We start from the raw sequence: 18,352 nt of genomic DNA, 5'->3' as shown, positions 1-18,352 counted from the left end.
CGTTCAGCTGTGTTTTTCGATCTGTGGCCGTCATGAAAACGGGGTAGTGTCCGCACCGATGCAAATGCTGGCAAAAATCGTCACCTGGGTCATACGGCTCACCGGCTATGTCGCCGGCGCCGCGTTGATTCTCGCTGTCGCGGCACTTGCGATTTTCGGCTTCACCGCCTTCGGCGCCCGGATCGTCACCGAAAAGATAGCCTCCACGCTTTCCAATCGCGACATGACGATCGAAGTGCGTGAACCGCAAGGTCTTTTGACCGGCGGGCTTCGCGCCGCCGAAATCACCATCTCCGATACCAGGGGCGTGTTTGCGGAAGTTCACGGCATCGCGATCGACTGGAACCCGCTGGCGCTGCTGACCGGAACCTTCCACGCCAAACGCTTCGAGATCGAGGCGATCGACGTGCTGCGCAAACCGGTCCGCACCCTGCCCTCGCGGCCCGGAGCAGAAAATTCCGGCGGCTTTACTCTTCCGATCAAGATCGACATCGACCGTGTCGCGCTGCCAGATATCAAACTTGCCGAACCCTTTGCCGGGCGCGCCTTCGCGCTCGCCGCCGAAGGCAGCCTTTCGGCAAACGGCGATGGCGGCGAGGCGATCGTCAATGTCAGCCGTCACGCGGTGCCGGATGCGCGGCTTGCCGCCGACATCGCTTACGCGCCGGCCGAAAACCGGCTGCGGGTGAAAGCGCAGCTTTCCGAGCCGAAGGGCGGGCTGGTCGCCGGCTTTCTCGGCCTGCCGGACAGTCCCGCCGTCAACATCGATCTCGACGGCCAGGGGCCGATATCCGATTGGAAAGGCAAATTGCAAGCCGCCCTCGACGGGCAGCAGCGTGCCGCAATCGAGACCCGGCATCAGATCACCGCAGACGGACTGCACCACCTCGACCTCAAGGGCGGCGGTGACCTGAGTTCGCTGCTGCCATCGGCATTCCGGCCGCTTTTTGCCGGCCAGACCAATATCGATCTTGCCACCACCTTCGACGACCACGGCAAGATCGATATCCAGACCGGCAATATTGCCACCGGCAGCGTCGTGATCGCCGCGTCCGGCACGCTCGATCCGGCCGGCAACAACAGCCTGAACGCCAATCTGCTCGGCACCTCCGGGCCCGTCGATTTCCGCTGGCCGCTCGCCGAAGGCGAAGCCCGCTTCCTGATATCAGGCCTCAACCTGGCACTAACAGGCGATGCGCAGACCGCCCGACTGAACGTCAGCGGCTCGCTCGACACCGCAACCCTGCCGCAGGCCAATATCGGCAACATCAAACTGACGGCAAAGAGCGACGCCTTCAATCTCGCCGCCCGTTCCGGCAGCGTCCAGCTGCGCCTGGTTGCCGGCGACATGACCTTTGCAGACCCGAACCTCAACCGCGCCGTCCAGGGGCCGGTCACGATCGCTTCGCCGCTGCAAATCTCGCCCGGCAGCATCGGCTTCAACGGCACCACGGTCGAAAGCGCCAATATCAACGGCGGCCTCAACGGCTCCTATCGGCTGGCAGACCAGGCGCTGACCGGCAACCTCAAGCTCACCGTCGAACCGGCAGCCCTGCCGGCCGCGGTTACAGGCAGGTTCGACGGACCGATCTCGCTCGAAAGCCAGGTGGTCGGCACCATCCCGTCGAAATTCGCGCTGTCCAACCTCGTCCTGAAATCTGGCACGCTGGAAGCCGCCGGCAACGTCGCGCTCGACGGCCAGATGTTGAATGCCGACCTCTCCGGCCGGCTGCCTGACATCGGCAAACTCGTCACAGGCGCCAGTGGCGGGGCGGCTTATGCGTTGAGACTTGGCGGCGAGATCCCGGCAATTTCCGTGACGGCCAATCTCAAGGCTGCCAGCCTTGAGATGGCCGACCGCGTGCTCGGCAACCTCAATATCGACCTGTCGGGTGTCGCCGACCCCAAGGCGCCGCAAGGCAGGATCGCCGCCACCGGCACGATCGACGGCCAGCCGATCGGCATCAACGGCGACATCCGCTCCGAGGACGGCAAGACGAGCATTCCGGCGCTGACCGCCGATATCGGCGGCAACCGGCTGACCGGCAATCTGGAATTCTCACCCGCCCTGGAACCGACAGGCGCACTGACCTTCGACTTCCCCAATGTCGGCCTCCTCGCCGCACTCGGCGGACAAAAGATTGAGGGCGATCTCAAGGGTTCGCTGGGTGTCGAGAGCGACAGCGGCAGGATTGCACTCAAGCTGCTTGCATCGGGCGGCTCGATCCGCCGCGATAGGCTTGCGATCGTCAAGCCGGATTTCGATGTCACGGTCAGCGATCTCAGCGCCCTTGCGGCAAACGGCACGGTCAAGGCCGACGAGGTGACTGCCGGAGAAAACAGGCTCGCCGGCCTTTCGCTCGGTTTCACCAAGCAGCAGAACCAGACCGATTTCGATCTTAGTGCCGCCTATGACGGCCATCCGGTGCTGGCCGCCGGCAATATCCAGGCGCCAGGCGGCACGATCGCGGTAAACCTCGACCGCTTCTCGGCAAGCCCCCGCAACATCCCGGTCGAACTGGCCGCACCAACTGAGGTCACGATCAGCGGCGGTGCCGCCACCCTGAACGGATTGACGCTGAAGACCGGCACCGGCTCGGTGAGCGTCACCGGTTCCGCCGGCGAGACGCTGAGGCTTAATGCCGACATCCACGAACTGCCGGCAGCCCTCGCCAATGGTTTCGTGCCGAACCTTTCCGCCGGCGGCACGATCTCCGGAACGATTGCCGTGACCGGAACGCCGGCGGCACCCGTGGCCGACTTCAAGCTCGACTGGAAGGATGCGACAACCGGCCAGACCAAGGGCGCCGGGCTGGCGCCGCTCGGTATTGCCGCCGGCGGCAAATTTGCCGACAACAAACTCGATTTCGACACCACGGTCGCCAGTGAGGACGGCCTGTCGCTGAAGGCCGCCGGCAATGTCGCGCTTGCCGACCCCAAGGCACCGGTGCTGGATGTCGATGCCGATATCCTCAACCTGCCCGCCCGCATCGCCAATGGTTTCGTTGCCGATCTCGCTGCCGAAGGCACGATTACAGGAAAAGTGGTGGCCTCCGGTTCTCTCACTGCGCCCACGGCCAATTTCGATCTCGATTGGAAGAATGCCGCGACGGGTCAGACGAAACGCGCCGGCCTTGCGAATCTTGGCCTGAAGGCATCCGGAAAATTCACCGACAACAAGCTCGATTTCGACACGGCCATATCAGGCGCCAACAGCCTCTCGCTGAAAGCAAACGGCAATGTCGCCATCACCGGCACGATGATCGGCAACGTCAAGGTCGACGCCGCGCTGGCAAATGTTCCGGCAAGCATCGCAAACAGCTTCGTCCCCGATCTCGCCGCCGAAGGCGCGATCTCAGGAAGGGTAGCGGCCTCCGGCTCGCTCGCTGTTCCCACTGCCAATTTCGATCTGGATTGGAAAAACGCTGCGACGAGCCAGACGAAACGCGCCGGCCTTGCCGGCCTCGCCGTCAAGGCATCAGGAAAATTCGCCGACAACAAGCTCGATTTCGACACGGCGATATCAGGCGCCAACAGCCTGTCGCTGAAAACAAACGGCAATGTCGCCATCACCGGCACGACGATCGGCAATGTCACCGTCGATGCCACGCTGGCAAATATCCCGGCGAATATCGCAAACAGCTTCGTCGCCGATCTCGCCGCCGAAGGCGCGATCTCCGGAACGGTCTCGGCCACAGGCTCGCTTGCCGCTCCGACCGCCAATTTCGACCTCGATTGGAAAAACGCTGCGACCAGCCATACGAAACGTGCCGGCCTTGCCGCTCTCGGTCTGACCGCATCGGGAAAATTTGCCGACAACAAGCTTGATTTCAACGCGGCGGCCAGCGGCGACGAAGGCCTCTCGCTGAAGGGCACGGGCAATGTCGCCCTCGCCGGCACGACGATCGAAAACATCAAGGTCGATGCCGAGATCGCCAAGGTTCCGGCCGCGCTCGCCAATGCCTTCGTTCCGGATCTGGCGGCCGGCGGCACGATATCGGGCACTGTGTCGGCCGCCGGAACACCCGCCGCACCGAAAGCCGACTTCAAGCTCGACTGGACGGATGCTGCAACCAGCCAGACCAGAAGCGCCCATCTCTCAGGTCTGGCGCTTGCCGCATCCGGCCGCTTCGCCGACAACCGGCTCGACTTCGACGGCAATCTCGCCGGCAAGGACGGTCTGTCGCTGAAGGCCGCCGGCAACGTTGCGATATCGGGCACCTCGGTTAAAACCCTTGACGTCAAGGCCGATCTTTCCAATTTGCCCGCCGGCCTCGCCAACGGCTTCGTCCCCGGTCTTGCCGCAGAGGGCACCGTCTCGGGAACGGCATCCGCGTCTGGAGCGCTTCCAAAGCCGGCCGTCGATTTCAAGCTCGACTGGAGGAATGCCGCCACCGCCCAGACCAGGAGCAGCGGCCTTTCGGGTCTGAGTGCCGCGGCATCCGGCAAGTTCGCCAATGACCGGGTCGATTTCGACGCCAATCTCGCCGGCAAGGACGGCGTATTAGCCAAGGCGAAGGGCGGCGTCACCATCGCGGGAACGGCGATCCGGGACCTTTCGATCAATGCCGATATCCCGGCGCTGCCGGCCAATATCGCCAATGCCTTCGTTCCCGGTCTCGGTGCCGAGGGCACGCTTTCGGCAAACGCCGTGACGTCGGGAACACCGGCAAATCCGATCGTCGATTTCAAGCTCGACTGGAAGGATGCCGCGACCAGCCACACCAAGGCGGCCGGCCTTTCCCGGCTGGCACTGGCGGCGACGGGAAAATACGCCGGCGACAGGCTCGATTTCGATGCCGATCTCAGCGGTGGCGGCGGCATTGCGCTGAAAGCCGCCGGCAATCTTTCGATCGCCGGCACCTCGATCCGCTCGGTCGACGTCACGGCGAACGCCACCAACGTCCCGGCCAGCCTCGCCAATGGCTTTGTTCCCGGTCTTGGCGCCGAGGGCGCGGTCTCGGCGACCGCAAAGGCCACTGGCGCGCTATCGGCGCCGTCCGTCGACTTCAAGGTCGACTGGAAGAATGCGGCGACGAGCCAGACGAAGGGCGCCGGCCTTTCGCCGCTCACCATCGGCGCCTCGGGCAAGCTTGCCGGCAACAAACTGACCGTCGATACCAGCCTTGCCGGCGACGCCGGCATGTCGCTGAAGGGCGGCGGCAGCGTGGTGATCACAGGCAACCGCGCCATCGACATGCGCTTCAACGGCAATCTTCCCTTCGCCGTGCTCGGCGCCCCGCTTGCCGAACAGGGCCTCGTCGCCGACGGCGTCGCCACCGTCAACCTGCAGATCGGCGGAACGGCCGCAGTCCCCGTCATCAACGGCACTGTCTCGACCTCAGGCGCGAAGCTCGTCGACGTCCGGCGCAATCTTGCCGTCAACAATCTTACCGCGGCAGTGACCTTCAATGGCAGCCAGGCCGTGATATCGCGCCTCAACGGCACTCTCGGCGGCGGCGGCACGATCTCGGCGAGCGGCACCATCGGCATCCAGCCGGCCGGCGGCTTTCCCGCCGACATTTCGCTCAAGCTCGACAAGGCGGTCTATGTCGACGGAACCCTTGTCGTTTCCACAGTCAACGGAACGCTGGGCCTGCGCGGGCCGATCATGAGCGCGACGCTGAGCGGCAAGCTTCGGCTGGACAAGACCTCGATTACCGTGCCGGAAAAATTGCCGACCTCGCTCAGTGAAATCGACATTCGGCACAAGAATGCGCCGCGAGCGGTGCTTGCGCAGCTCCGAGACGACGGCGAGCGGAAACCCGGCGAGAAGTCCTCGACGATCACGCTCGATCTCGAAATCGACGCGCCCTCGCATATCTTCGTGCGCGGCCGCGGCATCGATGCCGAGCTCGGCGGCCGTGTGACGATCCGCGGAACGGCGGCGGCACCCATCGTGACCGGCGGTTTCACCATGCGTCGCGGGCGCCTGACCATTCTCAACCGCCGTATGGATTTCACCGACAAGAGCCGGATCACCTTTGCCGGCGACCTGACGCCGGCGCTCGACATGGAAGCGACCTCAGCCTCCGGCTCGACGACGCTGACCGTCGATGTCGCGGGCCTCGCCACCGACCCCGCCATCACCTTCTCCTCCTCGCCGCAACTGCCGCAGGACGAGGTGCTAGCGCAACTGATCTTCGGCCAGTCGATGTCGAAGCTCTCGCCGGTGCAGATCGCTCAGCTCGCCGATGCCGTCAGCCAGCTGGCGGGCAACCGCTCCACCTCGCTTTTCGAAGGCCTGCGCAACCAGCTCGGCGTCGACGATCTCGACATCAGCACAGATTCCAAGGGCCAGACGAGCGTCAGCGTCGGCCGCTATCTCAACGACCGCACCTATTTCGAATTGCAGCAGGGCGGCTCAGCCGGCGCCAAGGCGGTGATCAACCTCGACGTCGGCCGCGGCGTCAAGCTGCGCGGTGCGGCCGGGGGTAACGGTGAGGGCGAAGCGGGCATCGTTTACGAGCGGGAATACTGATACCCGTCGCAGCGGCTTTGAACGATCGGCATCAACCTTGAGCCGGCTTAGAAACCTGTCTTGCTTGTCTTGAGAAGGATATTGGTCTCGGTCGAATTGATGCCGTTGATCAGCCGGATGCGGCGCAGCGTCTCGTCGAAGGAGGCAAGGTCGCGATCCTCGAGCTCGGCGACGAAATCCCATTTGCCGTTGGTGCTGTGGAGCGCGCGCACCTGCGGCAGGCCCCGCAGCTGGTCGGCCACCCGGTCGGCGAGCTTACCGAGCACTTCGATCATGACGATGGCGCGCACGCCGGCCGACCGTGTCTCATGGCTGGTGCGGATGGTGAAGCCGACGATGGTGCCGCTGGCGACCAGCCGGTCGATCCGGGCGGCAACCGTTGCCCGCGACGCGCCCGTCAGCGCCGCCAGCGAGGAGACGGATATCCGGGCATTGTGGCGAAGTGCACTCAGAAGTTCGGTATCGAGATCATCCACGCCGATCACTTTGTCAAAATAGGTTTATCAATTTGCGCAATCATAATCCATTTCTGGCACTTTTCCATCTTTTTGCCGCCAGCCCTTTATCCCACTATCGGCCGAAACAGGCCTCAACACGGAGCCCTCCACATGAATGCCCAATCGCGATCTGTCACCCTCATCGGCGCGCCGCTGGAAGAAGGCTCCGGCCGCAGAGGGGCCGCCATGGGTCCGGCGGCGCTGCGTATCGCCGGCGTCGACCAGACGTTGATCGAGCTTGGCCATGACGTCGCCGATCTCGGCGATCTCAGGATCGTGCCGGCAATGGACCTGCCGAACCATCCGAAAGCCCATAATCTGAGGATCGTCGGCGCCTTCACGCGCGCCCTCGAAAACAGCGTCCATGATGTCGCCGCCTCCGGCCGTTTCCCGCTGATTCTTGGCGGCGACCACAGCCTTTCCATGGGCAGCGTCTCCGGCATGGCCCGCTATGCCGCCAGCAAAGACCGCCCGCTTTTCGTGCTCTGGCTCGACGCCCATGCCGATTTCAATTCCCCGGCCACCTCGCCCTCCGGCAATATTCACGGCATGCCCGTCGCCTTCTTCTGCGGCGAGGCTGAGTTCGCCGAGATCCTGCCGAAAGACCGTCCGTTCGTCGATCCGAAGAATGTCTTCCAGGTCGGCATTCGCTCGGTCGATGCGCGCGAGCGTGAGGAAATCCATGAACACGGCGTCAACGTCTTCGATATGCGCGCGATCGACGAGCAGGGCATCGGCGCCATCATGCGTGAGATCCTCGATGTCGTCACCAAGGCGAACGGGTTGCTGCATGTCAGCCTCGACCTTGATTTCCTCGACCCCGAGATTGCCCCCGGTGTCGGCACGACGGTGCCTGGCGGCGCGACCTTCCGCGAGGCACATCTGGTGATGGAAATGCTTTCGGACAGCGGCCTGGTCTCGTCGCTCGATCTCGTCGAGCTCAATCCGTTTCTCGACGATCGCGGCAAGAGCGCCCGTATCCTGGTGGAGCTGACGGCAAGCCTCTTCGGCCGCCGCATCTTCGATCGTCCGACACGCGCGGCATAAAAGGCGACATAAAGGGAGAGAATGGCCATGAACACTTCGGAAAAACTGATCGCCACGGAACAGCGGCTCGGCGCCAACAATTACAAGCCGCTCGACGTGGTGCTGACGCGCGGCGAAGGTGTTCATGTCTGGGATACCGACGGCAATCGTTATCTTGATTGCCTCTCGGCCTATTCCGCCGTCAACCAGGGCCATTGTCATCCGAAGATCCTTGCCGCCATGGTCGAGCAGGCGGGCAGGCTGACGCTCACCTCGCGCGCCTTCCGCAACGATCAGCTCGCCTATCTCTATGAAGAGCTCGCGGCGCTCACCGGCTCGCACAAGATCCTGCCGATGAACTCAGGCGCCGAAGCGGTGGAGACCGCCATCAAGGCGGTGCGCAAATGGGGATATGAGGTCAAGGGCGTGCCGGAAGGCAAGGCGGAGATCATCGTCTGCGCCGACAATTTCCACGGCCGGACGCTGAGCATCATCAGCTTCTCCACCGATCCCGACGCTTGCACCGGCTTCGGCCCCTATACGCCGGGTTTCCTCACCGTTCCCTTCGGCGATGCCGAGGCATTCGAAGCAGCGATCAACGGCAATACGGTGGCTGCCCTGATCGAGCCGATCCAGGGCGAAGCCGGCGTCGTCATCCCGCCGGCGGGCTATTTCACCCGCATCCGCGAACTCTGCACTGATAACAACGTCACCCTGATCCTCGACGAGATCCAGACCGGCCTCGGCCGCACCGGCAAGCTGCTCGCCGAGGAGCACGAAGGCATCGAGGCCGATGTGACACTGATCGGCAAGGCACTATCAGGCGGCTTCTACCCCGTATCGGCCGTGCTTTCCAATTCCGAGGTCCTCGGCGTGCTGAAGCCCGGCCAGCACGGCTCGACCTTCGGCGGCAATCCGCTCGCCTGCGCGGTGGCGCGCGCGGCCCTCAAGGTGCTCGTTGAGGAGGGAATGATCGAGAACGCCGCCGTCATGGGCGACTATTTCCTCGAAGGCTTGAGGTCGATCCGCTCCAATATCGTCAGGGAGGTGCGCGGCCGCGGCCTGATGATGGCGATCGAGCTGGAGCCCGAAGCCGGCGGCGCGCGGCAATATTGCCATGGCCTGAAGGAGCGCGGCCTTCTCGCCAAGGATACCCACGACCACACGATTCGCCTCGCTCCGCCATTGGTCATCACGAGAGAACAGGTGGACTGGGCCGTCTCGCAGATCGAAAAGACCATAGGCTGAAGTAAAACGGGGCTGAAAACCTTCGCAATCCCGCTTCCGATTTAGATTTGGGCAACACTCTTTCGCTAATGTCGTCGTAACCGTAACGATGCTTCGCCGAGCGCAAAGCCATCGGCGTGGTGTGAAGGCAAGGCTCGTCAGCGCCAATGGTGGCGCACCCGCTTCTGCTTTGGCTTACGACAGTTGGGAAGAATTCTATGGCCACGATCAATTCCACTAGCTTCAGCGGCGATACGCTCGAAATCATTGCCTTCCGCCTGCATGATCAGGAATTCTGCGTCAAGACCACGACCATCCGCGAAATCCGCGGCTGGGCGCCCTCGACGCCGATCCCGCATTCGCCGGCTGACGTCATCGGCGTCATGAACCTGCGCGGCTCAGTGATCCCGATCATCGACCTCGCCTACAAGCTCGGCATGAAGAGCACCGTCGCCAACGAGCGCAGCGCCATTGTCGTCGCCGAAGTTCATAGCATGGTCATCGGCATGCTCGTCGACCGCGTCTCCGATATTCTCACCATTTCGTCCAGCCAGGTCCAGCCGGTGCCTGAAGTGACCGCCTCCTTCGACCGCGCCTATTGCGAAGGCATCATCGCTTCCGAAAACGGCATGATCTGCTTCCTGAACCTTGCCAAGATGTTCAAGGAAAACGAGACGGATGAACTGGCGGCCTGATCGGCCGTTATCATTCGCAACTTCAAAGCCGCCCCACCGGGCGGTTTTTTATTGTCGCCTCAAGCAAACTTGCTGTATCAACACCATATTATTAGCAATCGCTTTTATACGTAATATTAACCACGTTCCCTCAGCATGGTGGGGAAGCATACGGATGACAAATCCGGCGCAGAGGGAACGATAACCGGCCACCGGTTCTTCCCGGCACCGGCATACCTCGCCCGCCCTCTCGCTTCTCCAGCCGAAACGGCAAACGCTGTGTATCTCAAGGGGACAGGAATGTTTGGTCTAACCTCCGATTCGAAATACATTCTTGACGCCATCTCCAAATCGCAGGCGATCATCGAATTCGATCTCGATGGAAATATCCTCACTGCGAACGCGAATTTCTGTAACGCGCTGGGTTATCGCCTGAACGAGATCATCGGCAAACATCACAGCATGTTCTGCGAGCCGGCCTATACGGCGACCCCGCAATATCGCGCCTTCTGGGCCCGCCTCGGCCGCGGCGAATATGATGCCGGCGCTTATAAACGTTTCGCCAAGGGCAACCGGGAGATATGGATCCAGGCGTCCTACAATCCCGTTTCAAAGGGCGGAAAGCCGTTCAAGGTAGTGAAATTCGCCGCCGATATCACCGCCGCCAAGAAGCAGGCGGTCGAGGATTCCGGCAAGCTGGAGGCGATCTCGCGTTCGCAGGCGGTGATCGAATTCACCCCGAAGGGCGAGATCCTGACCGCAAACGAAAATTTCTGCCACGCCATGGGATATTCCCTGGTCGAGATTACCGGCAAGCATCACAGCATCTTCTGCGATCCGGCATATGTCAGCACCGAGGATTATGGCGGCTTCTGGCGGCGCCTCGCCGATGGCGAATTCATCGCCAACGAATTCGTCCGTTTCGGCAAGGGCGGCCGCGAAATCTGGATTCAGGCGGCTTACAACCCGATCGTCGATGCCGACGGGAAGGTCTACAAGGTCGTGAAGTTCGCAACCGACGTCACCCAGCGCATGAGCGCGATTTCCCTGCTCGGCGGCGCACTGCGGCAGCTTTCCGAAGGTGATCTGACGAGGACGGTGGATACGTCCTTCGTCCCGTCGATGGAACAGTTGCGCCACGATTTCAACACCGCGGTCAAAGGTCTCGCCGAGACGATGAAGACGATCGGCGAGAATGCCAGTGCGATCGCCGCCGGCTCGAGCGAGATCGGCGGATCGGCCGATTCCTTCTCCAAGCGGACCGAACAGCAGGCCGCATCGATCGAGGAGACCGCAGCCGCGCTGGAGGAAATCACCACCACCGTCAACGATTCCGGCCGCCGGGCCGATGAGGCGGGCCGCCTCGTCGCCATGACCAAGCTGGGCGCCGAACAGTCCGGTGTCGTGGTCCGCAACGCCGTCGCCGCCATGGACCAGATCGAGCAGTCCTCGCTCGAGATCACCAATATTATCGGCGTCATCGACGAAATTGCCTTCCAGACCAACCTTCTGGCGCTGAATGCCGGCGTCGAAGCGGCCCGCGCCGGCGAAGCCGGCAAGGGTTTCGCCGTGGTCGCCCAGGAGGTCAGAGAGCTTGCCCAGCGTTCCGCCAAGGCGGCCAAGGAAATCAAGGCACTGATCAATACGTCGAGCAACCTCGTCAAGAATGGCGTCGGCCTCGTCGGCCAGACCGGCAAGGCGCTCAAGGAGATCGTCGCACAGGTCGGCGATATCGACGGCAACGTCGCTGCCATCGTCGAAGCCTCCAGGGAACAGGCAACCGGCCTCAAGGAAATCAACCAGGCGGTCAACACGCTGGATCAGGCAACCCAGCAGAATGCCGCCATGGTCGAGGAGAGCACCGCCGCCAGCCACAGTCTTGCCAGGGAAGCCGAGACGCTGCGTGTGCTGCTGACGAGGTTCCGGCTGCCGGGCCAACCTCAGACCGCTGGCCGGTCGGAGGCGCGACATGAGACGAGACAGGCTGGCTCCCCGGCGCTGCACCTCGTCTCACGTGTCGCAAAGGCGCATGGCGCTGCGGCAGCGACAGTCCAGAGCTGGGAAGAGTTCTGATCTCCGTCTTCCCCCCGCATGCGCCGATCCTGATTACCGGACTTGGTTTGTTGCCGGCTCCGGCTTTCGGATCAGAGGAGCGGCCTGCAGCACCAGCGCATCCAGGCCGTTCTCCTCCGTCTCCAGAATTTCGAACAATTGCCGCCGCATGCGCGGCTCCCAGAATTTGTTGATATGGTTGGCAACCCCCTCCACGGCCTCGCTTGCCGGCTGGCTCTTGAAGAAGGTGGCGATCTGGTTTGCCATGTAGACGAGCTTGGTCTTGGTATCATGCGACATCGGCGATGTTTCCGGGCGAGATGCGGTGCGGGTGGGTGAAAATCTCGAAATCCTCGCCGCGCACCAAAGCGACGAGCGTCATGCCGGCCTCTTCGGCCGTGCGGATGGCCAGCGCCGTCGGCGCTGAAATGGCGATGAGCACCGGGCTGCCGAGGATCGCTGCCTTCTGCACCATCTCGACCGAAAGCCGGCTGGTGACGACGACGGCGCCGTCCTCGCCTGTTTCGCCGGAAACGATGACGGCGCCGCAGAGCTTGTCCAGCGCATTGTGCCGGCCGACATCTTCGCGCACGGCCATCAATCCTCCGCCGGGAAGATAGAACCCGGCGCCATGCACCGCCCGCGTCTCGCGATGCAGCGGCTGCGCCTCGTTCAAAAGCGAAACGGCCCGCACGATATCCGCATGCGACAGCGAGAGCGGCGATGCCGAGACATCGGGCACCGGCCGCACCGCCTGCTCGATCGATTCGATGCCGCAGAGCCCGCAGCCGACCGGCCCCGCCATGCTGCGGCGGCGTGCCCGCAGCCGATCGGCGACATCGTCGACAAGGCTTACCTGCACATCGATCCCCTGCTCACCCGCGACGACCTCGATGCCCGATATCTCTGCCCGCTCGGTGATGATCCCTTCGGTCAGGCTGAAGCCGACGGCAAAATCTTCAAGATCTGCGGGCGTCGCCATCATCACCGCATGAGAGCTGCCGCCATAGGAAAAGGCAATCGGCACTTCTTCCGGCACGATGCGTGAACCGCTGTGCATCAGGCCATTGCGGCGGGCGGTTTCCGGGGCATGGGCGGTGGTGGGGAAATCTACCATGCGGCAACAGGATGAAAGATACCCTCCTCCGCAGTTCGGTGTGTGGGTACGTAAACGTGAGCCGCCAACGATCGAGCCAAAGCAAGTTCGCTTTTGCCGAACCGCCCCCTCATCCGCCCTTCGGGCACCAACCGGGGTCGAGCCACAGGTCTCGACCCGTCCTTCGGACCCCCGAGGGGAGAAGGGGAAGCCTCATCGACAACGCCGAACCGTCTCCCCATCGTCACTCCGCCGCCTCGAGCTTGCCGGCGATGCGGCGGGCTTGCCGCGCCTGCTCGTCATATTCCAGCTGCCATTCGCTCGGCCCGTTGGAAGGCGAGACCTGCACCGCCGTCACCTTATATTCCGGGCAGTTCGTCGCCCAGTCGGAGAAATCGGTGGTGATGACGTTTGCCTGCGTATTGGGATGATGGAAGGTCGTATAGACAACACCGGGCGCCACACGATCGGTTATCAGCGCCCGGAGCGTGGTGTCACCGGAACGGCTGCCGAGCTTCACCCAGTCGCCGTCGCGAACGCCGCGCTGCTCGGCGTCGTGCGGATGGATTTCCAGCCGGTCTTCCGCATGCCAGACGACATTCTCGGTCCGCCGCGTCTGCGCCCCGACATTATACTGGCTGAGGATACGGCCGGTGGTGAGCAGCAGCGGGAAACGCGGGCCGGTGCGCTCGTCGGTCGCCACATATTCGGTGCGGATGAACTTGCCCTTGCCACGGACGAAGCCGTTGACATGCATGATCGGCGAGCCGAGCGGGTTCTTCTCGTTGCAGGGCCACTGCACCGAGCCCATCTTCTCGAGGTAGTCGTAGGACACCAGGGCGAAACTCGGCGTCGTCGCGGCAATCTCGTCCATGATCTCCGATGGATGGGCATAATTCCAGTCGAGCCCCATCGCCTGGGCAAGCTTCTGGGTTACCTCCCAGTCGCCATAGCCGTTGCGCGGCGACATCACCTTGCGCACGCGGTTGATGCGGCGCTCGGCATTGGTGAAGGTTCCGTCCTTCTCGAGGAAGGTCGAGCCCGGCAGGAAGACATGGGCGTAATTGGCGGTCTCGTTGAGGAAGAGGTCCTGCACGACGACGCATTCCATCGCCGCGAGCCCGGCTGCGACATGTTTGGTATCGGGATCGGACTGAAGAATGTCCTCGCCCTGGACGTAGAGTCCCTTGAAGGAGCCGTCGACCGCCGCATCCAGCATGTTCGGAATGCGCAGGCCGGGCTCATTGTTGATTTTCACGCCCCAGAGCTTTTCGAAGATATCGCGCGTCGCATCGTCGGAAATGTGCCGGTAGCCCGGCAGTTCGTGCGGGAAGGAGCCCATGTCGCAGGAGCCCTGCACGTTGTTCTGGCCGCGCAGCGGGTTCACGCCGACGCCGGGACGGCCGATATTGCCGGTCGCCATCGCCAGGTTGGCGATCGCGATGACCGTGGTCGAGCCCTGGCTGTGTTCGGTGACGCCGAGACCATAGTAGAGCGCGCCATTGCCGCCCTTGGCATAGAGTCTTGCCGCACCACGCAGATCCGCCGCCGGCACGCCGGTGAAGATCTCGGTCTGTTCCGGGCTGTGCGCCGGTTCGGCGACGAAAGCGGCCCAGTCCTCGAATTCCGACCAGTCGCAGCGCTCGCGGATGAAGCTCTCGTCATAAAGCCCTTCGGTGACGATCACATGCGCCAGCGCGGTCATAACCGCGACATTGGTGCCGGGTTTCAGCGGCAGGTGGTAGGAAGCCTCGATATGCGGCGACCGGACGATATCGGTGCGGCGCGGGTCGATGACGATGAGCTTGGCCCCTTGGCGCAGCCGCTTCTTCAGCCGCGAGGCGAAGACCGGATGCCCGTCGGTCGGATTGGCGCCGATGATGACGACGACATCCGAATGTTCGATGCTGTCGAAATTCTGCGTGCCGGCCGACGTGCCGAAGGTCTGGCCGAGACCGTAGCCGGTCGGCGAATGGCAGACGCGGGCGCAGGTATCGACATTGTTGTTGCCGAAGCCGGCGCGAACCAGCTTCTGCACCAGATAGGTTTCCTCATTGGTGCAGCGTGAGGAGGTGATGCCGCCGATCGCATCACGGCCATATTGATACTGGATGCGGCGGAACTCCGTCGCCACATGCGCCAAGGCCTCGTCCCAGCTCACCTCCCGCCAGGGATCGCTGACTTTTTCGCGGATCATCGGGTTGAGGATGCGGTCCTTGTGGGTGGAATAGCCGTAGGCGAAGCGGCCCTTGACGCAGGAATGGCCGCGATTGGCCTGGCCGTCTTTCCACGGCACCATGCGCACCAGTTCCTCGCCGCGCATCTCAGCCTTGAAGGAACAGCCGACGCCGCAATAGGCGCAGGTGGTGACGGCCGAATGCTCGGGCTGGCCGATCTCTATCACCGACTTCTCGGTCAGCGTCGCCGTCGGGCAGGCCTGGACACAGGCGCCGCAGGAGACGCATTCGGATTCGATGAAGTTTTCGTGCGCTCCCGATGCAACGCGCGAGCCGAAACCACGTCCCTCGATCGTCAGCGCAAAGGTGCCCTGCACTTCCTCGCAGGCGCGCACGCAGAGCGAACAGACGATGCACTTGGAGGGATCATAGGTGAAATAGGGATTGGACTCGTCCTTCGGCATCCATTTCAGATTGATATCGCCATTGTTGCGCGCCTTGACGTGGTTGTCGCCGTCATAGCCATAGCGCACATCGCGTAAGCCGACGGCGCCCGCCATGTCCTGCAATTGGCAATCGCCATTGGCGGCGCAGGTCAGACAGTCGAGCGGATGGTCGGAGATATAAAGCTCCATCACGCCGCGGCGGATATCCTTCAACCGTCCCGTCTGGGTGTGCACCACCATATTGGCCGCCACCGGCGTCGTGCAGGAGGCGGGCGTGCCGGCACGGCCCTCGATCTCGACCAGACAGAGCCGGCAGGAGCCGAAGGCATCGACCATGTCGGTGGCGCAGAGCTTCGGCACTTGGATGCCGGCCTCCATCGAGGCGCGCATGATCGATGTGCCTTCCGGCACGCTGATCTGCTGCCCGTCGATGGTGAGCGTCACCATCACCTCGGAGGTCGAAGCGGGAGTGCCGTAGTCTATTTCATGGATGAGAGACATGGTCGGCCTCCTGTATGGAAGTGGAAACGAGCAATTCGGGCCAGCGGGCGGCTGCAGCTTGGAAAGTCATCACTCAGCCGCCTCCACCATCGGCGCCGGCGAAAAATCTTCCGGGAAATGCGTCATGGCGCTCATGACGGGATAGGGGGTAAAGCCGCCGAGTGCGCAGAGCGAGCCGAATTTCATCGTGTTGCAGAGATCGGTGAGCAGCGCCCGGTTCTTCTCCGGCTCGATGCCTTGGGCAATCTTGTCAGCCGTCTCCACGCCGCGCGTCGAGCCGATGCGGCAGGGCGTGCACTTGCCGCAGCTTTCGACGGCGCAGAATTCCATGGCGAACCGCGCCTGCTTCAGCATGTCGGCGGTATCGTCGAAGACGACGATGCCGGCATGGCCGATGAGCCCGTCTTTGGCGGCGAAAGCTTCGTAATCAAACGGCGTGTCGAACAGCGCCCGCGGGAAATAGGCGCCGAGCGGTCCGCCGACCTGCACGGCTTTGACCGGTCGTCCTGTCGCCGTGCCACCGCCGATCCGGTCGACGATATCGCCGAGCGAAAGACCGAAGGCTGTTTCGTAAAGACCGCCGTACCGGACATTGCCGGCGATCTGCAGCGGGATGGTGCCGCGTGAGCGGCCCATGCCGAAATCGCGATAGAAGGCGGCGCCCTTCTCCATGATCACAGGTACGGAGGCGAGCGAAATCACGTTGTTGATGACAGTCGGACAGTTAAACAGCCCCTTATGCGCCGGCAGCGGCGGCTTGGCGCGCACGACACCGCGCTTGCCTTCAAGGCTGTTCAGCAGGGCCGTCTCCTCGCCGCAAACATAGGCGCCGGCGCCCATGCGCACCTCCATATCGAAGGCGCGGCCGGAGCCGAGCACCGATAGTCCGAGTATCCCGGCCTGCCGGGCGATGCCGATGGCCGCGGTCATGACAGCGATCGCATGCGGATATTCCGAACGCGTGTAGACGAAGCCCTTTGTGGCGCCGGTGGCAAGTCCCGCGATCGCCATGCCCTCGATCAATACGAAGGGATCGCCCTCCATGATCATCCGGTCGGCAAAGGTGCCGCTGTCGCCCTCATCGGCGTTGCAGACGATATATTTGCGGTCGCCAGCCGCATCGAGGACGGTCTTCCACTTGATGCCCGTGGGGAAGCCGGCACCGCCGCGTCCGCGCAGGCCGGAATCAGTGACTTCCTTGACGATATCGGCTGGCGTCAGCGAAACGGCGCGGCGAAGGCCGGCAAGGCCGCCATGCGCCTCGTAATCCGCCAGCGAGAGCGGATCGATGACGCCGCAGCGGGCGAAGGTCAGGCGGGTCTGTTCCTTCAGGAACGGGAGGTCTTCAACCTCCCCGAGACAGAGCGGGTGATCGCCCCCATTGACGATCCCGGCGTCGAACAGAGCAGGCACATCCCTGGCCTTCACCGGTCCGTAGCCGATGCGCTTGCCGGCAAGCTCGACCTCGACAAGCGGCTCCAGCCAGAACATTCCGCGCGAGCCGTTGCGCACGATCTCGGCATCGAGGCCGCGGGCGGCGATCTCCTGGGCAATCGCCTTTGCCACCTTTTCGGCCCCGAGCGCCAGCGCTGCGGCATCGCGCGGAACATATATCCTGACTGTCATCGGCGTGCCTCCGCAACGAGTTCCGCCGCCATCTGATCGTCGATCCGGCCATAGACCTCGCCGTCGAGCATCGCCGACGGGGCGCAGGCGCAGAGCCCGAGACAGTAGACCGGTTCCAGCGTAACGCTGCCGTCGAGCGTCGTCTGGTGAAAATCGATGCCGAGCAGCGTCTTGACTCGCTCGGCCACAGCATCGCCGCCCATCGACTGACAGGCCTCGGCACGACAGAGCTTCAGCACATGCCGGCCGGCCGCATGGTCGCGGTAATCATGATAGAAAGTCACCACGCCATGCACTTCGGCGCGGGAGAGGTTCAGTTCCTCCGCGATCACAGGCACGGCTTCCTGCGGCACATAGCCGAATTCTTCCTGAACCTCGTGCAGAATGGGAAGCAGCGGCCCTTCGAGGAAGCGAAGATCGGCGATGATGGCACGAGTGCGCGCGGCAATATCGCCTTCGGCGATATGAATGGTCATAAGGCAGCCCTCCCGACGGCTTGCTCGTTGCGGAATGGCGGCCTCCTCCAGCCTGAGTGCTATTCCTCTGTCA

Annotated in this window: 11 protein-coding genes; 5 read left to right on the top strand and 6 right to left on the bottom strand. The window is 63.1% G+C overall.

From position 1 onward, the window contains the following. Positions 1-58 precede the first annotated feature (58 nt). Positions 59-6,481 carry a translocation/assembly module TamB domain-containing protein gene (locus CO667_RS09010; protein WP_097618035.1) on the top strand — a complete coding sequence of 2,141 codons (6,423 nt, stop codon included), beginning with the start codon at positions 59-61 and terminating at the stop codon, positions 6,479-6,481. 47 nt (positions 6,482-6,528) lie between these two features. Here the strand turns inward: CO667_RS09010 and CO667_RS09005 are convergent, their stop codons facing one another. Continuing rightward, positions 6,529-6,966 carry an Lrp/AsnC family transcriptional regulator gene (locus CO667_RS09005; RefSeq protein WP_179874097.1) on the bottom strand — a complete coding sequence of 146 codons (438 nt, stop codon included), beginning with the start codon at positions 6,964-6,966 and terminating at the stop codon, positions 6,529-6,531. Between the two features lie 123 nt (positions 6,967-7,089). On the opposite strand from CO667_RS09005, the gene rocF reads away from it, so the two are divergent. From rocF to CO667_RS08985, 4 genes are all read left to right on the top strand, one after another. After that, a complete protein-coding gene (gene rocF / locus CO667_RS09000) occupies positions 7,090-8,025 on the top strand; it encodes an arginase (RefSeq protein ID WP_097618034.1) in 936 nt (311 codons plus the stop codon). A gap of 27 nt (positions 8,026-8,052) precedes the next feature. Then, positions 8,053-9,252: an ornithine--oxo-acid transaminase gene (rocD, locus tag CO667_RS08995; protein ID WP_097618105.1), complete on the top strand. Its 1,200-nt coding sequence runs from the start codon at positions 8,053-8,055 to the stop codon at positions 9,250-9,252. A 197-nt stretch (positions 9,253-9,449) separates the two neighbouring features. Continuing rightward, on the top strand, positions 9,450-9,926 hold the full coding sequence (locus CO667_RS08990; RefSeq protein ID WP_088677608.1) for a chemotaxis protein CheW: 477 nt from the start codon (positions 9,450-9,452) through the stop codon (positions 9,924-9,926). Positions 9,927-10,205: 279 nt separating this feature from the next. Further along, the gene (locus tag CO667_RS08985) at positions 10,206-11,978 is read left to right on the top strand and encodes a PAS domain-containing methyl-accepting chemotaxis protein (RefSeq protein WP_097618033.1); all 1,773 of its coding nucleotides are present in this window, start codon (positions 10,206-10,208) and stop codon (positions 11,976-11,978) included. A gap of 33 nt (positions 11,979-12,011) precedes the next feature. Here the strand turns inward: CO667_RS08985 and CO667_RS08980 are convergent, their stop codons facing one another. The 5 genes from CO667_RS08980 to CO667_RS08960 form a co-directional block, all read right to left on the bottom strand. Then, entirely contained in the window at positions 12,012-12,257 is a 246-nt protein-coding gene (locus CO667_RS08980) for a formate dehydrogenase subunit delta (RefSeq protein WP_097618032.1), read from the bottom strand. Further along, complete coding sequence (gene fdhD / locus CO667_RS08975) at positions 12,247-13,074, bottom strand: formate dehydrogenase accessory sulfurtransferase FdhD (protein WP_097618031.1); 828 nt, start codon at positions 13,072-13,074, stop codon at positions 12,247-12,249. The genes CO667_RS08980 and fdhD overlap by 11 nt, the downstream gene beginning before the upstream one ends. Positions 13,075-13,297: 223 nt before the next feature. Continuing rightward, on the bottom strand, positions 13,298-16,177 hold the full coding sequence (gene fdhF / locus CO667_RS08970) for a formate dehydrogenase subunit alpha (protein WP_097618030.1): 2,880 nt from the start codon (positions 16,175-16,177) through the stop codon (positions 13,298-13,300). Positions 16,178-16,246: 69 nt separating this feature from the next. Further along, complete coding sequence (locus tag CO667_RS08965; RefSeq protein ID WP_097618029.1) at positions 16,247-17,803, bottom strand: NADH-quinone oxidoreductase subunit NuoF; 1,557 nt, start codon at positions 17,801-17,803, stop codon at positions 16,247-16,249. Continuing rightward, positions 17,800-18,279, bottom strand: a complete 480-nt coding sequence (locus CO667_RS08960) for a formate dehydrogenase subunit gamma (protein WP_097618028.1) — start codon at positions 18,277-18,279, stop codon at positions 17,800-17,802. Before CO667_RS08960 ends, CO667_RS08965 begins: the two co-directional genes overlap by 4 nt. Positions 18,280-18,352 lie beyond the last annotated feature (73 nt).

It is taken from the genome of Rhizobium sp. L43 (genome assembly GCF_002531725.1).
GTDB lineage: Bacteria > Pseudomonadota > Alphaproteobacteria > Rhizobiales > Rhizobiaceae > Rhizobium.
This window is presented reverse-complemented; position numbering and strand designations above follow the sequence as displayed.

Excerpts from the sequence above, each read along its gene's own strand:
- CO667_RS08960 (WP_097618028.1), bottom strand. The coding sequence starts at position 18,279 with ATGACCATTCATATCGCCGAAGGCGATATTGCCGCGCGCACTCGTGCC.
- CO667_RS09010 (WP_097618035.1), top strand. The coding sequence starts at position 59 with ATGCAAATGCTGGCAAAAATCGTCACCTGGGTCATACGGCTCACCGGC.
- CO667_RS08990 (WP_088677608.1), top strand. The coding sequence starts at position 9,450 with ATGGCCACGATCAATTCCACTAGCTTCAGCGGCGATACGCTCGAAATC.
- CO667_RS08980 (WP_097618032.1), bottom strand. The coding sequence starts at position 12,257 with ATGTCGCATGATACCAAGACCAAGCTCGTCTACATGGCAAACCAGATC.
- rocF (WP_097618034.1), top strand. The coding sequence starts at position 7,090 with ATGAATGCCCAATCGCGATCTGTCACCCTCATCGGCGCGCCGCTGGAA.
- fdhD (WP_097618031.1), bottom strand. The coding sequence starts at position 13,074 with ATGGTAGATTTCCCCACCACCGCCCATGCCCCGGAAACCGCCCGCCGC.
- CO667_RS08985 (WP_097618033.1), top strand. The coding sequence starts at position 10,206 with ATGTTTGGTCTAACCTCCGATTCGAAATACATTCTTGACGCCATCTCC.
- rocD (WP_097618105.1), top strand. The coding sequence starts at position 8,053 with ATGAACACTTCGGAAAAACTGATCGCCACGGAACAGCGGCTCGGCGCC.
- CO667_RS08965 (WP_097618029.1), bottom strand. The coding sequence starts at position 17,803 with ATGACAGTCAGGATATATGTTCCGCGCGATGCCGCAGCGCTGGCGCTC.
- fdhF (WP_097618030.1), bottom strand. The coding sequence starts at position 16,177 with ATGTCTCTCATCCATGAAATAGACTACGGCACTCCCGCTTCGACCTCC.